Annotated in this window: 13 protein-coding genes; 6 read left to right on the forward strand and 7 right to left on the reverse strand. The window is 63.3% G+C overall.

The features are described 5' to 3' along the window. Window positions 1-410: 410 nt before the first annotated feature. Together CQ12_RS01720 and CQ12_RS01725 are read left to right on the forward strand one after the other, a co-directional pair. Window positions 411-1,322 (forward strand): DUF2189 domain-containing protein, encoded by a 912-nt coding sequence (locus CQ12_RS01720; RefSeq protein ID WP_057833654.1) that lies wholly within the window; start codon window positions 411-413, stop codon window positions 1,320-1,322. A 310-nt stretch (window positions 1,323-1,632) separates the two neighbouring features. Continuing rightward, window positions 1,633-2,448 carry a lytic murein transglycosylase gene (locus CQ12_RS01725; RefSeq protein WP_057833644.1) on the forward strand — a complete coding sequence of 272 codons (816 nt, stop codon included), beginning with the start codon at window positions 1,633-1,635 and terminating at the stop codon, window positions 2,446-2,448. 46 nt (window positions 2,449-2,494) lie between these two features. On the opposite strand, the gene CQ12_RS01730 is transcribed toward CQ12_RS01725, so the two are convergent. Continuing rightward, window positions 2,495-2,797, reverse strand: coding sequence for a hypothetical protein (locus CQ12_RS01730; RefSeq protein WP_057833645.1), 303 nt, complete (start codon window positions 2,795-2,797; stop codon window positions 2,495-2,497). A 780-nt stretch (window positions 2,798-3,577) separates the two neighbouring features. Here CQ12_RS01730 and CQ12_RS41635 point away from each other — a divergent pair. The 3 genes from CQ12_RS41635 to CQ12_RS01740 all read left to right on the forward strand — a co-directional run bounded on the left by CQ12_RS41635 (window position 3,578) and on the right by CQ12_RS01740 (window position 6,373). Continuing rightward, entirely contained in the window at window positions 3,578-3,730 is a 153-nt protein-coding gene (locus tag CQ12_RS41635) for a DUF1127 domain-containing protein (protein ID WP_083519075.1), read from the forward strand. Window positions 3,731-3,831: 101 nt separating this feature from the next. Continuing rightward, window positions 3,832-5,265, forward strand: coding sequence for a methylenetetrahydrofolate--tRNA-(uracil(54)-C(5))-methyltransferase (FADH(2)-oxidizing) TrmFO (gene trmFO / locus CQ12_RS01735; RefSeq protein ID WP_057833646.1), 1,434 nt, complete (start codon window positions 3,832-3,834; stop codon window positions 5,263-5,265). 4 nt (window positions 5,266-5,269) lie between these two features. Beyond that, window positions 5,270-6,373 carry a serine/threonine protein kinase gene (locus CQ12_RS01740; protein ID WP_057833647.1) on the forward strand — a complete coding sequence of 368 codons (1,104 nt, stop codon included), beginning with the start codon at window positions 5,270-5,272 and terminating at the stop codon, window positions 6,371-6,373. Window positions 6,374-6,523: 150 nt separating this feature from the next. Here CQ12_RS01740 and CQ12_RS01745 read toward each other — a convergent pair whose 3' ends face one another. The 5 genes from CQ12_RS01745 to yajC are packed head-to-tail and all read right to left on the reverse strand — an operon-like array spanning window position 6,524 to window position 10,798. After that, window positions 6,524-7,384 carry a phytoene/squalene synthase family protein gene (locus tag CQ12_RS01745; RefSeq protein WP_057833648.1) on the reverse strand — a complete coding sequence of 287 codons (861 nt, stop codon included), beginning with the start codon at window positions 7,382-7,384 and terminating at the stop codon, window positions 6,524-6,526. After that, window positions 7,381-7,764, reverse strand: a complete 384-nt coding sequence (locus CQ12_RS01750) for an Mth938-like domain-containing protein (protein WP_057833649.1) — start codon at window positions 7,762-7,764, stop codon at window positions 7,381-7,383. Before CQ12_RS01750 ends, CQ12_RS01745 begins: the two co-directional genes overlap by 4 nt. A 6-nt stretch (window positions 7,765-7,770) precedes the next feature. Continuing rightward, window positions 7,771-8,772 (reverse strand): protein translocase subunit SecF, encoded by a 1,002-nt coding sequence (secF, locus tag CQ12_RS01755; RefSeq protein WP_057833650.1) that lies wholly within the window; start codon window positions 8,770-8,772, stop codon window positions 7,771-7,773. A 10-nt stretch (window positions 8,773-8,782) separates the two neighbouring features. Further along, on the reverse strand, window positions 8,783-10,381 hold the full coding sequence (gene secD, locus CQ12_RS01760) for a protein translocase subunit SecD (RefSeq protein ID WP_057833651.1): 1,599 nt from the start codon (window positions 10,379-10,381) through the stop codon (window positions 8,783-8,785). A gap of 54 nt (window positions 10,382-10,435) precedes the next feature. Beyond that, window positions 10,436-10,798 carry a preprotein translocase subunit YajC gene (yajC, locus tag CQ12_RS01765; RefSeq protein WP_057833652.1) on the reverse strand — a complete coding sequence of 121 codons (363 nt, stop codon included), beginning with the start codon at window positions 10,796-10,798 and terminating at the stop codon, window positions 10,436-10,438. Between the two features lie 194 nt (window positions 10,799-10,992). Between yajC and CQ12_RS01770 the strand changes: the two genes are divergently transcribed. Beyond that, entirely contained in the window at window positions 10,993-11,964 is a 972-nt protein-coding gene (locus CQ12_RS01770) for an ATP-binding protein (RefSeq protein WP_057833653.1), read from the forward strand. Window positions 11,965-12,076: 112 nt separating this feature from the next. Here the strand turns inward: CQ12_RS01770 and CQ12_RS01775 are convergent. Next, window positions 12,077-12,626: murein hydrolase activator EnvC family protein (locus CQ12_RS01775; RefSeq protein ID WP_157087936.1), on the reverse strand; the 550-nt coding region annotated here is incomplete at its 5' end.

Below are 12,626 nucleotides of genomic sequence, written 5' to 3' on the forward strand. Positions count from 1 at the left end.
TGCGGCGGCGGCCCCGCCGGACGATCCGGCCCCCGCAGCCGCGCCGCCACCGCCCGCCGGTGCGGCGTCTGCCTTGGTGCCGAAAATCGCGCCCATGATTTTTCCGAAAATGCTCATCGTTGACTCCCAATGACTTGAGGATGGGCTGAGTAGCTGCCGAGTCTTCGACCGGCAGCACCGCGCCGGGATCGCCGGCAAGTCTAGCCACACCGAGGTAGCTTGCCAATGAAACATTCACCTAAGCGTGAGTGCCTTTGTCGCTGTTTGGGGGTACGCTGGTGACTCAGTTCGCGACATGGCCAGTTCCATCCCTCTGTCTTCGCGTCTGGCCTGATCGTGATCGTTTTATGAAGCGGCGCATTTGCGTCTTGCGACAGGCGCAGCATGCGGCCGCCAGGGAGACAGCGACCATGGCGACCTCTCACGGCAATGTCACATCAATGGCGCAGGGCGTAACCGATAGCGCAGCCGCGCCAGTCATCCGAACGATCGGCTTGTCAGATCTCCATCGCGCCTTGCAGCGCGGCTGGGAAGATTTCAAGGCGGTACCAACTCACGCTATCATTCTGTGCATCATCTATCCCGTGCTCGGATTGATGCTCGCGCGCGCCGTGCTCGGCTATTCCGTGCTGCCGCTGCTGTTTCCACTCGCTGCCGGCTTTGCCCTGATCGGTCCGTTTGCGGCAGTCGGCCTTTATGAGATGAGCCGCCGCCGCGAACACGGTGAACAGGCAACCGCCTGGGATGCGCTCGAGGTCGTGCGCTCGCCGTCGTTCGGCGCGATGCTCGGGCTCGGCGTACTTCTTCTGGCCCTGTTCGTGACCTGGGTGGCCACCGCGCAGGCGATCTACATCGCCGCGTTCGGCTATGCGGGAGCGACCGGCATTTCCGATTTCGTCACGCGCGTGCTGACCACGTCACAAGGCTGGTGGCTGATCGTGGTCGGCTGCGGCGTCGGCTTCCTGTTCGCGCTCGTCGCGCTTTGCATCAGCGTGGTCTCCTTCCCGCTGATGCTGGACCGCCATGCCGGCGCCGGCGATGCGATGGTGACTTCGCTGCGCGCGGTGGCACGCAATCCCGGACCGATGGCGGCGTGGGGTTTGATCGTCGCGGCGCTGCTGGTCGTGGGAACGTTGCCGTGCTTCCTCGGCCTGGCCGTCGTCATCCCCCTGCTCGGACACGCCACCTGGCATCTCTATCGAGAGACGATCGAGCCGGAACTCAATCCACAGCCGCTTCCGCCCCGCGCGCACCGCGAACGCAAACCGGCCGCCGATTTTCCGGCCAACCTGTTCCCCTGGCGGCGCAAGGATGGTGCATAGGCTACTGGGAACCCTGATCAATCAAACCGCCGGTCGAATCCGACCGGCGTTTTGGCTGTTCACCGCTCACTAACGATGAATTGAGCATGTTCAACGGAATAGCATCCAGGGCCACGATTTGAGCCTTGTTTTGGCCGATCTTGCTTCGAACATTCGGCGTGACGTTGACACTAAAGCGCGATGACTTTTCTTCGAATCGTCATCTCGCTTTATCTTCTTGTTTGAGCATGATCTTTTCGGAAAGCCGCTACACACTTTTCCGGATCATGCTCTAACTCGATGACGCATCGATCGTGGAGCGAACGGCACGATGATCTCTCGCCTGTCCCTGCGCGCGCTCACCTTGGGCGCCCTGTTACTGAGTTCTGCGGCGCCCGCACTCGCCGCGCCCTGCGGCACGGGCTCGTTCGAAACCTGGCTGGAAGACTTCAAGAAGGAAGCGGCCGCCAAGGGAATATCGGCGTCCGCCATTCAGGCTGGCCTGTCCGGCGTCACGCTCGACAAGAGCGTGCTGGCCCGCGACCAATCGCAGAAGGTATTCAGCCAGAGCTTTGAGGAATTCTCCGGCCGCATGGTTCCGCCCCGACTCACCCGCGGCTCCAACATGCTCAAGCAATACGGATCGGTGCTCGGGCGTATCGAACAGGCCTACGGCGTATCAGGCGAAGTGCTGGTGGCGATCTGGGGCCTGGAAACCGATTTCGGCGTCAACATCGGAAAATTCTCGACGCTGCGCGCGCTGGCGACGCTGGCCTATGATTGCCGGCGCACCGAGCTGTTCAAGGCCGAGTTGATGGATGCGCTGCGCATTGTCGAGCGCGGCGATATCGCGCCAGCGGATCTGCGCGGCGCATGGGCCGGCGAAATCGGCCAGACCCAGTTCATGCCCTCGTCCTACATCAAATTCGCGGTTGATTTCGATGGCAACGGCCGCCGCGATCTGCTGCGCAGCCCGCCCGACGTGCTGGCTTCGACCGCCAACTTCCTCGCCAACCATGGCTGGCAGCGCGGCAAGGAGTGGGAGCCCGGCAGCGCCAATTTCGCTGCGATCAAGGAGTGGAACAAGAGCGAGGTTTACGCCAAGACCATCGCCGCTTTCGCGACGCAGCTTTCGCGAGCCCCCTAGCACGAATCCAAAGGGCCGGCCGCAATGACCGGCCCTTTGCCGCGCTTTATTTCGCCGCGCTCGCTTGCATCGCTTTGCTTAGGTGCGCCGCACAGGCGCCCGCCTTGCCGCTCAGCATCGCATCCTGGGCAGCCGCGATTTCCTTCTGGGCGGCGATCTTCCCCTCGCCGTCCGCCATGTTCTCGATCATCGTTTCGGTCTTGCTCAGATTATCGCCGCTGCAACTCGCTTTGACTCGCGCGGCGTCGGCTGGAGAGACGGCATACGCCAGAGCTGCGACCGCAGTAGCTGCGAGTAATTTGTTGAGCATCGAAATTCCCCTTTTTGTTTTTTGGACAGGCGGCGCCATTGCCGCCTGCAGCAGCGATTGTTCGTCGAAGCGGGAAAACTTCGGAATGAACTTCGCGCGAGGTCGTGAGCGCGGCGCGCAAGGGCCTTATGCGAAATGATGCTTTTTCATTACAGGCCGGTAACGAAGAGCGATGCGCGGTTTGCAGCGATCGTCTTCAGTCGCGTTACCGATTGCGATCAGCGGCGCGATCAAGTGCACCTCGTTTCGACGCACACGACAAGAGATTCGAATGAGGGCACTTTGCTTGCGTGAAGGCCTGAGCGCCAGAAGACCGGCAGCTGCGGGCCCGCTTGGCGCGGAACCATGCTGACATTGGCAGCCGTCAAATGGATCGGTTGCCTTACCGGCAGGTCGGGAAAGCCGTTCCCAAGCAAAGTCATAATAATGAATATATATTCATATTATATCATTGGACCGCATGCGATTCGCGCATAAGAAAGTTTCAAAAATCAGGAATTTCTCGGCATAATTATCCGTCGCCGACTGCTCCACGGTCGCCTTGGCTAACAGTTCGGCAGCAAACAAGGGTTATTCGGCGTTTACGAGAAATCCGCAAATTTACGGCGTTACTTGCATAATTTGAGCTCGCTCTCGCATGCTTCGGCTAGCCGTTCCGCGAGCCATGCCGAAAGGTTAAGCGGACCTTTCGTCAGCTATGCATACGGAGATTAGCTGCACCGCAACATCGGAACTTCTGCACTGCAAAATCTAAGCTATATTCATTTCAACGATGAGGCCGTCCTCCAAGGGCTGAATCGTAACTGCAAGGAGACTACCATGTTGCTCCCGCTCATCCGCATGATCCAGGCTTTCCGGGATTATCAGCGCAATGTCAGCGAACTGTCCCAGCTCAGCGACCGCGAACTGGCCGATATTGGCCTTGATCGCTCGGACATTCCGCGCGTTGCCGCCGGGACCTATAACGGCTGACCGCTGTTCAGCCGCCTGATGAACGGATAACGCCCGCCCAGCTGCGGGCGTTGTCGTTTCTGGTGCTGCGCTTCGCGTGAAAACGCGCTAACCCTGCGCGCATGATTTCCAATACTCCCCAAACTGACACCGTCCATGTGATTGGCGGCGGCCTCGCCGGCTCGGAAGCGGCCTGGCAGGTCGCCAATGCGGGCGTTCGCGTCGTCCTGCATGAGATGCGGCCGCTGCGGATGACCGAAGCGCACCGCACCGAGGGCCTGGCCGAGCTCGTCTGCTCCAACTCGTTCCGGTCAGATGATGCCGCCAACAACGCGGTCGGCCTGCTGCATGCCGAGATGCGCCGGCTGGGCTCGCTGATCATGCGCTCCGCCGACGCCAACCAGGTGCCCGCCGGCGGGGCACTGGCGGTCGACCGCGACGGGTTTTCGGCCGCCGTCACCAAGGCTCTCCATGACCACCCCCTGATCGAGATCGCCCGCGCCGAAATCGCCGGCCTGCCGCCCGGCGAGTGGAGCAACGTGATCGTCGCGACCGGCCCCCTCACCTCGGCGCCGCTGGCAGATGCCATTCGCGAATTGACGGACGAAAACGCGCTGGCGTTTTTCGACGCGATCGCGCCGATCGTGCACAAGGATTCCATCGACATGTCAGTGGCGTGGTTTCAGTCGCGCTACGACAAGGTCGGCCCCGGCGGCACCGGCGCCGACTACATCAACTGCCCGATGACCAAGGAGCAGTACGACGCCTTCGTCGCGGCGCTGCTGGCCGGCGAGAAGGTGGACTTCAAGGACTGGGAGACCAACACGCCCTATTTCGATGGCTGCCTGCCGGTCGAAGTGATGGCCGAGCGCGGCCACGAGACGCTGCGGCACGGGCCGATGAAGCCGGTGGGGCTCACCAATCTGCACAATCCGACGGTGAAGCCCTATGCCATCGTCCAGCTCCGCCAGGACAACAAGCTTGGCACGCTCTACAATATCGTCGGCTTCCAGACCAAGCTGAACTACGGCGCGCAGCAGCGTGTATTCCGCACCATTCCGGGGCTCGAGAACGCCGAATTCGCCCGGCTCGGTGGCCTCCACCGCAACACCTTCCTCAATTCGCCGAAGCTGCTGGACGGCCAGTTGCGGCTGCGTGCGCAGTCACGGCTGCGCTTTGCCGGGCAGATGACGGGCTGCGAGGGCTATGTGGAATCCGCCAGCATCGGGCTGATCGCAGGCCTCTACGCTGCCGCCAATGCGCGGGCACAATCGCTTGAGCCGCCACCCCCGACCACGGCGCTGGGCTCGCTGCTCGGCCATATCACTGGCGGCCATATCGAAACCATCGAGGCGGGCACGCGCTCGTTCCAGCCGATGAACATCAATTTCGGGCTGTTCCCGCCGCTTGCGAGCGTGCCGACGAAGAAGGCGGACGGCACGCGGCTGCGCGGCAACGAGAAAACAGTCGCCAAGAAGCAGGCACTCAGTGCGCGGGCGCTGACCGATCTCGATCGCTGGATCGCCGAGCATCTCGGCGTAGCGGCGGCGGCGTAATCCCATGGATCTGCCGAAAGACGACGCCGCCACCCTGTCGGCGCGATGGACTGAAGGCGTGCTGCTGAAGCGCGACGTGTTCTCAACCGTCGAACGCGGCCGTTTTCGCGACGAGGCTGGCGAGGTCGATGCCGTTCTGCGCCGGCTCGACCAGGTGCCGCTGTGGTCCTATCCGCTCGCCCGCCATCTGTTTGCCCGCGAGCGCCGCGCGCTGGCGTTGGCGCGCGATCTCGACGTCGGGCCAAAGCTGCTCTGGGCCGGACGGAAGGCGCTGGTGCGTGGCTTTATCGACGGCGTCGCGCTGCATCTGGCCAAGCCGCATGGCGACGTCGCCTATTTCCGCTCGGCCAAATCAGCTCTCCGCAAGCTGCACCGCGCCGGCATCTGCCACAATGATCTTGCCAAGGAGCAGAACTGGCTGGTCGGCCGCGACGGCCGCGCCTATCTCACCGATTTTCAGCTTGCCGCCTGTTTTTCGACCCGCAGCCGGCTGTTCCGGATCGCGGCCTATGAGGACCTGCGGCATATGCTGAAGCACAAGCGCAGCTATGCGCCGCAGGCGCTGACGCCGATGGAGCGCAAGATTCTCGCGCGCAAATCCTTTGTCGCCAGCCTCTGGCTCAAGACCGGCAAGAAGGTCTATCAGGCCATCACCCGCGGCCTGTTCAACTTTACCGATCGCGAAGGCGGTGGCCGCCGGCTGGTCAACGACGCACCGGTCCTGATCGAGTTGATCCGGAAGAACCCCGACGTGCGCGATACCGCCATTGTCGCGTTCGCCGACCGGCGCAGCGGCGTCGGGCTGTATGCCTTTGTCGAGGCCGACAAGATCGAGCTGGAAAAACAGTTGCGCAGCGAACTTGCCGCCGCCAGGGGCGTCAAGCCGCCGGAGCATATTCAGGTCGTCCACGCCCTGCCGCGCGATGCCGCCGGCAAGCCACGCACGGAAATCCTGCAGCTCGTCGCGATGAACCAGGTCGACCTGATCGAGCCGCTGATCAACAACGAGGTCGATCGTGCCTTCCTGAAGGACATTCTGGAGAGCCGCAAGAATTTGCGGGATAGGTTCAATTTCGAAAGTGCCGACATGGATCGGCCGTCAAATTGATTCCACTTGTCGTCACCCGCCGTGTGCGCAATTGCGCACAGGGGCGGGTGACCCAGTATTCCAGAGACATTTGTGTAGCGTGGCAAGGCCGCGGCGTACTGGATACCCCGCTTTCGCGGGGTATGACGACTTGAATGTGCGGCGAGTATCTTACCCCCCGAACTCCCGCGAGCGCGAGGCGCGCCACAGCGTCCACAGAATCCGCAAACGCGACGTTGCCTGCGGGACGAATGGATCGGCATCGGCACGCGACATGCGCTTCAGATCGCGGTGGACCAGCGTCAGCGGCAGGAACACCGGCCGGACCTGCGGCGGTACGTGCGCGAGCAGTTCAAAGGCCGTGCGGAGATGTTTTCGCACCTCTCCGATCAACTGGTCGATCGCAGCGCGCGCTTGCGGCGTCTGCTTGCCCGCAAAGATCTGCTCCATCCCGCTGCCGTGTTGCTGCAGCAGTTGCAGCGGCACGAAGAGCTGGCGCCGTGCGGCATCGTGCGGCAGCGCCGCGAGCACCTGCGCGATTCCCTGCGCCAGCCCGCCATGACGCGCGAGATGGTCGATCGCTGCCGACGGCGGCGCCACGATCCGCGCGGCCAGCGAGAACAGCGCCGAGGCGGTATCGGTGGCATACCCTTCCAGCGCCGCCATCGACGGCATCGGATCGTTGTAGAGGTCGAACTGATGCTCCTCGATCAGCCGCAGCAGCGGCTCGACCGGGAGGCGGAATTCGTCGATTGTATGCCGGAGTTCAGCCGCGACCGGATTGCCCTCGACGCCACCATGGCCGGCGCCTTGCAGCATGTCGGTCCACCACTGCATCCGCATTTCGCCGGGCAATGGCTGGCTGACCTGCTCGCGCACCCGCGAGATCTCGACATTGAAGGCGTAGATGGACAGCAATGCACGCCGCTGAGCCGCCGGCAGGAACAGCGTCGAGGCATAGCGGACGAAGTCGTGCGTGCGCACCAGATCGGCGCAGAACGCGGCGGAATCCTTCGTCGCGGCCTCGCTCATGGCACTGCGATCAACGCCGCTGCGACGCGCCGCCGCTCGCCCAGCATGATGTTGTAGGTGCGGATCGCAGGCCCCGTCTGCATCGGGTCCAGCACCACGCGCACGGCGCGCAGCGCCTCGCGCAGCCCCTGCGGCGGGACCCAAACCTCCGTGCCGGTGCCGACGATCAGCGTGTCGATGGAATTGGCAGCCTTGAACACGCGCGCCAGCGAATATTCATCGATCTCGGCCGGCTTGTTCACCGGCCAGGCCCAGATCGCATCCGGCAGGCACAACAGCGAGCCGCGATGTGACATATCGGCGAAGGCGAAGCCGCCCTTGCCGTAGGCCTCGATCGGCGCCGACCTCGGAAGATGGGGAGCGTCCGAGGAGCTAGCCATCACCAACTACTTCTTCGCAGGCGTATCCGACGCGTCGCGGTGCTCGCCAACGCCGAGATAGATCAGGATCGGCGCGGCGATGAAGATCGAGGTGTAGGTGCCGACCAGCACCACGCCGAACATCATCACCGCCGTGAAGCTGTGGATCGCATGGCCGCCGAACAAGAGCAGCGCAAGCAACGCCAGCGTCACCGTAACGTGGGTGATGATCGAGCGCGACAGTGTCGAATTGATGGATTCGTTCAGAAGCTGCGGCATCGGCATCTTCTTGTAGCGCCGCAGCATTTCCCGGATGCGGTCATAGATGACGACCGTATCGTTCAGGGAGTAGCCGAGAATCGTGAGCAGCGCCGCGATACTTGTGAGGTCGAAATCGACCTGCGAGATCGACATGAAGCCGATGGTCAGCACGATGTCGTGGACGTTGGCGATCATGGCGCCGAGCGCGAACTGCCATTCGAACCGGAACCAGAGATAGATCAGGATGCCGACGATCGCGAGCATCAGGCCGACCATGCCGAAGGCCAATAGCTCGCCGGAAACGCGCGGTCCAACCACTTCGACGCGGCGGTATTCGACGCTGTCGCCGAGCGCGCTGCGCACCTTCCCCACGGCCGCCTGCTGGGCGGCGTCGCCGCCCGGCTGTTCGGCCACCCGGATCAGCACGTCGTTCGGACCGCCGAACTGCTGCAACTGGATATCGCCAAGTCCGAGCGTGCTCAGTTGCGCGCGCATCGCGCCGATATCGGCGGGGCCGGACTTGTTCTGCACTTCCAGCAGCGTCCCGCCCCTGAAATCGATGCCGAAATTCAGCCCGTGGGTGAAGAACAGCACGATCGCGACGATCGACAGCGCGGCCGAGATCGGAAAGCTGATGCGGCGAAAGCGCGTGAAATCGAAGTGCGTATCGTCAGGGACGATGCGCAGCGGCGGCAACAGATCGAAGATGGCGACGATGGTCAGGATGACGACCAGAACGCCCAGCGCAATGAGAACGTATTGAGTCACGGTGGGATTCCTAGATCGGCACGGTCTTCGGCCGCTTCCACCGTACCCAGCCGGCAACGATCAGGCTGGTGAGCGTAAACGCTGTAAAGACCGTGGTGATAATGCCGATGCCGAGCGTAACGGCGAAGCCGCGAACCGGGCCGGTGCCGATGTAGAACAGCACCGCAGCGGCGATGAAGGTGGTGATGTTGGAGTCCAGAATCGTCGCCAATGCGCGCCGGAATCCGGCGTCGATCGCCGAAATCGCGTTGCGGCCATGGCGGAGCTCTTCCCGGATGCGCTCATAGATCAGCACGTTGGAGTCGACCGCGATGCCGACGGTCAGCACGACGCCGGCGATGCCGGGCAGCGTCAGCGTGGCGTTGAGCAGTGAAAGGATACCGAAGATCATCGCGACGTTGATCGCGACCGCGATGTTGGCGAACACGCCGAACAGCCGGTAGGTCAGCAGCATGAACACGATGACCATGATGGAGCCGACATAGGCCGCCAGTTGGCCCTTCTCGATCGAGTCCTGGCCGAGGCCCGGACCCACGGTACGCTCTTCGACGACGGTGAGCGGCGCCGGCAGTGCGCCCGCCCGCAGGAGCAGTGCGAGTTCGTTGGCGGCCTGCACGGTGAAACTGCCGGAAATCTGCCCCTGCCCGCCGGTGATCGGCTCGCGGATTACGGGCGCAGAGATCACCTTGTTGTCGAGGACAATGGCAAACGGCTGCCCGACATTCTCCGATGTCGCCTGCGCGAATTTGCGTGCCCCCGAAGTGTTGAACTTGAAGCTCACGATCGGCTCGTTGGTGCGCTGGTCGAAGCCCGGCTGCGCATCGGTCAGGTCGCCGCCGGAAACCAGAACCTGTCGCTTGATGACGTAAGGCACCTTCGGCGGTTGCTCGCTCATCAGGACTTCCGATTCGGCCGGCACCCGTCCCGCCTGCGCCTGATCCGGCGAGACCGACGAATCGACCATGCGGAATTCCATCTTGGCGGTCTGGCCAAGGATGCGCTTCAGCTCGGTCGGGTCCTGCAGACCCGGCACCTGAACCAGAATGCGGTCGGTACCCTGCCGCTGAATCAGCGGTTCGACCGTGCCCAACTGGTTGATACGGCGTTCGACGATCTGGATCGACTGCTCGTTGGTTTGCCGTATGCGTTCGGTGATCGCCGCTTGCGGCACCACGAGGCGGATCAAGCCGCCGCCGGCGTCTGAAACCTCGAGGCTTCGCTGCCCGCTGGAGCCGAGCAGCCCTCCGAGCGGTTGCGATAGTTCACGCAGCTTGGGAAGTGCCGCCTGAAGGTCGCTATCCTTGACACGGACTTCGACGGCGTCGCCGCGCACAGCAAGACCGGTGTAACCGATCTTGGCTTCGCGCAGCACGCGGCGGGCTTCGTCGCGAACCTGATCCAGTCTTTCCTTCTTGATATAATTTGTATCGAGCTCGAGCAGCAAATACGAGCCGCCCTGCAGGTCGAGGCCGAGCACGATGTGGCGCTGCGCCCAGACCGGCCAGGTCTTCACCCGCTCCTGGGGAAAGAAGTTCGGAACCGCGAACAGGCAGACGATCAGCGCCGTCAGAATGATCGCCAGCGCCTTCCACCGCGAGAAATACAGCATCGAGTAGACCCGTCACATCCAGGAAAATGCGCCGCCACGCGCGGCGCGCAAAACTCAGCTCGCGGACGACTCGTCCTTGGCCTCACTCTTTTCCTTGGCCGGCTCGCCCTTGGCGCGGACGCCCGAGATCATCTGCCGCATTTGCCGAACGCGGACGCCGTCGGAAATTTCGAACTCGATCTGGTCGTCGTCCACCACCTTGGTCACCTTGCCGACCAGGCCGCCCGAGGTCACGACCGTGTCGCCGCGGCGGATGTTTTTGACCAGCTCCTGGTGATCCTTGATCTTCTTCTGCTGCGGCCGCAGAATCAGGAAGTACATGATCACGAAGATCAGCGCGAATGGCAGCAGCGACATCAGCATGCTGTTCGCATCGCCGCCGGCTGCAGCCTGGGCGTACGCAGGGGTAATCAGCATTCGAACAATCCTCGTGAGACGGAAAAGAACCGGCCATGCCTGGGCTTAGCGCCTTGGGCAAATCGCCGGTCCGGGCAAATTCGCGCGGACTATAGCGGCGGCGGGCCCAATTGCAACGCTGGCTGCCCCCTCATTTAGGCCGCTTGCGAGACCTTCCAAGGCCCGTTAAGGCTGCGCCGTCAGGAACTCCGGAAATGTCGAAAAAAGCCAAGAAAACAGCGCCCCGCGCCGCCCCCAGGGCCGCCTCGCGAGCCCTCGCAAAAACCGCGACAAAACGTCCGGCAAACACGCTCAACGGCGCCACGGCCGAGCGGATCGCGACCGCGTTGGAGGCCATCGCCGGACACCTTTCCGCGGCCTCTCCGGCGGCGGGAAACCTTGAGTCGTTCGGCTCTGCCGACGCCTTCGTCTGGCATCCGGACGGGCGGCTTTCGCCGGTGCCGCGCGTCAGCCGGGTCGATCTCGGCCTGCTCAAAGGGATCGACCGGATGCGGGACATCCTGATCGAAAATACCGAGCGCTTTGCCGACGGCCTGCCCGCCAACAACGCCCTGCTCTGGGGCGCGCGCGGCATGGGCAAATCGTCGCTGGTGAAGGCCACGCATGCCAGCATCAATCTGAACCGCAAGCCGGCCGACCGGCTCAAGCTGATCGAGATCCACCGCGAGGATATCGAGAGCCTGCCCGGCCTGATGGACCTGCTGCGCAGCTCCGATTTCCGCTTCATCGTGTTCTGCGACGACCTCTCCTTCGACGGCAACGACGCCTCCTACAAGTCGCTCAAGGCGGTGCTGGAAGGCGGCATCGAGGGCCGCCCCGACAACGTCATCCTCTACGCCACCTCGAACCGCCGACACCTGCTGGCGCGCGAGATGATCGAGAACGAGCGCTCGACCGCGATCAACCCGGGCGAGGCGGTCGAGGAAAAGGTGTCGCTGTCGGACCGTTTTGGCCTGTGGCTCGGCTTTCACCGCTGCAGCCAGGACGAGTACCTCGCCATGGTCCGCGGCTATTGCGGTCATTTCGGCATCAAGATCGCCGACGACGAGCTGGAGCGCGAGGCGCTGGAATGGTCGACCACCCGCGGCTCCCGCTCGGGCCGCGTCGCCTGGCAGTTCACGCAGGAGCTGGCGGGACGGCTGGGTGTGAGGCTTTCGGGGAAGTAGGCGTTTTACGAGACCAGTAGCCCGGATGGAGCGCAGCGTAATCCGGGGTCAGTCTGGGCCGTTGAAAGACCGGCCCCGGATTTCGCTACGCTTCATCCGGGCTACGCTCGTGCTACGCCCCGTTCAGGAATTGAAGCGGGTCAACCGGTGAAGATCCCTTGCGGATCTCGAAGTGGAGCTGCGGCGACCCCACCTCGCCTGATTGACCCGACTTGGCAATGATCTGGCCGCGCTTGATCGTATCGCCGCGCTTCACCAGCAGTTCACTCGCATGGGCATATGCGGTGACGTAGCCGTTGGAGTGCCGCACCAGAACCAGATTGCCGTAGCCCTTGAGCTCGTTGCCGGAATAGGCGACCACGCCGTCCTCCGCCGCCTTCACCGGCGTGCCTTCCGGCACCGCCAGGTTGATGCCGTCATTGGACTTGCCGTTGGTCTTGGCACCGTAGCTCGTGATCACCTTGCCGCGCACCGGCCAGCGGAAGGTCGGCAGCGCGCCGGTCGCTTCGCTGGGCTTGACGGAGGTCTGCTCGACGACGGGCTTTTCTTCGGTAACGTTGGTGGTGGCGGAGGCGAGCCGCGCGCTCTGCGGCGGACCGCCGACCGAGGCCAGCTTGGTGGCCGGCGCTGCAGCCGGCTGGGCGGGCGCTGCAGCCAGGACG

The organism is Bradyrhizobium jicamae (genome assembly GCF_001440395.1).
GTDB lineage: Bacteria > Pseudomonadota > Alphaproteobacteria > Rhizobiales > Xanthobacteraceae > Bradyrhizobium > Bradyrhizobium jicamae.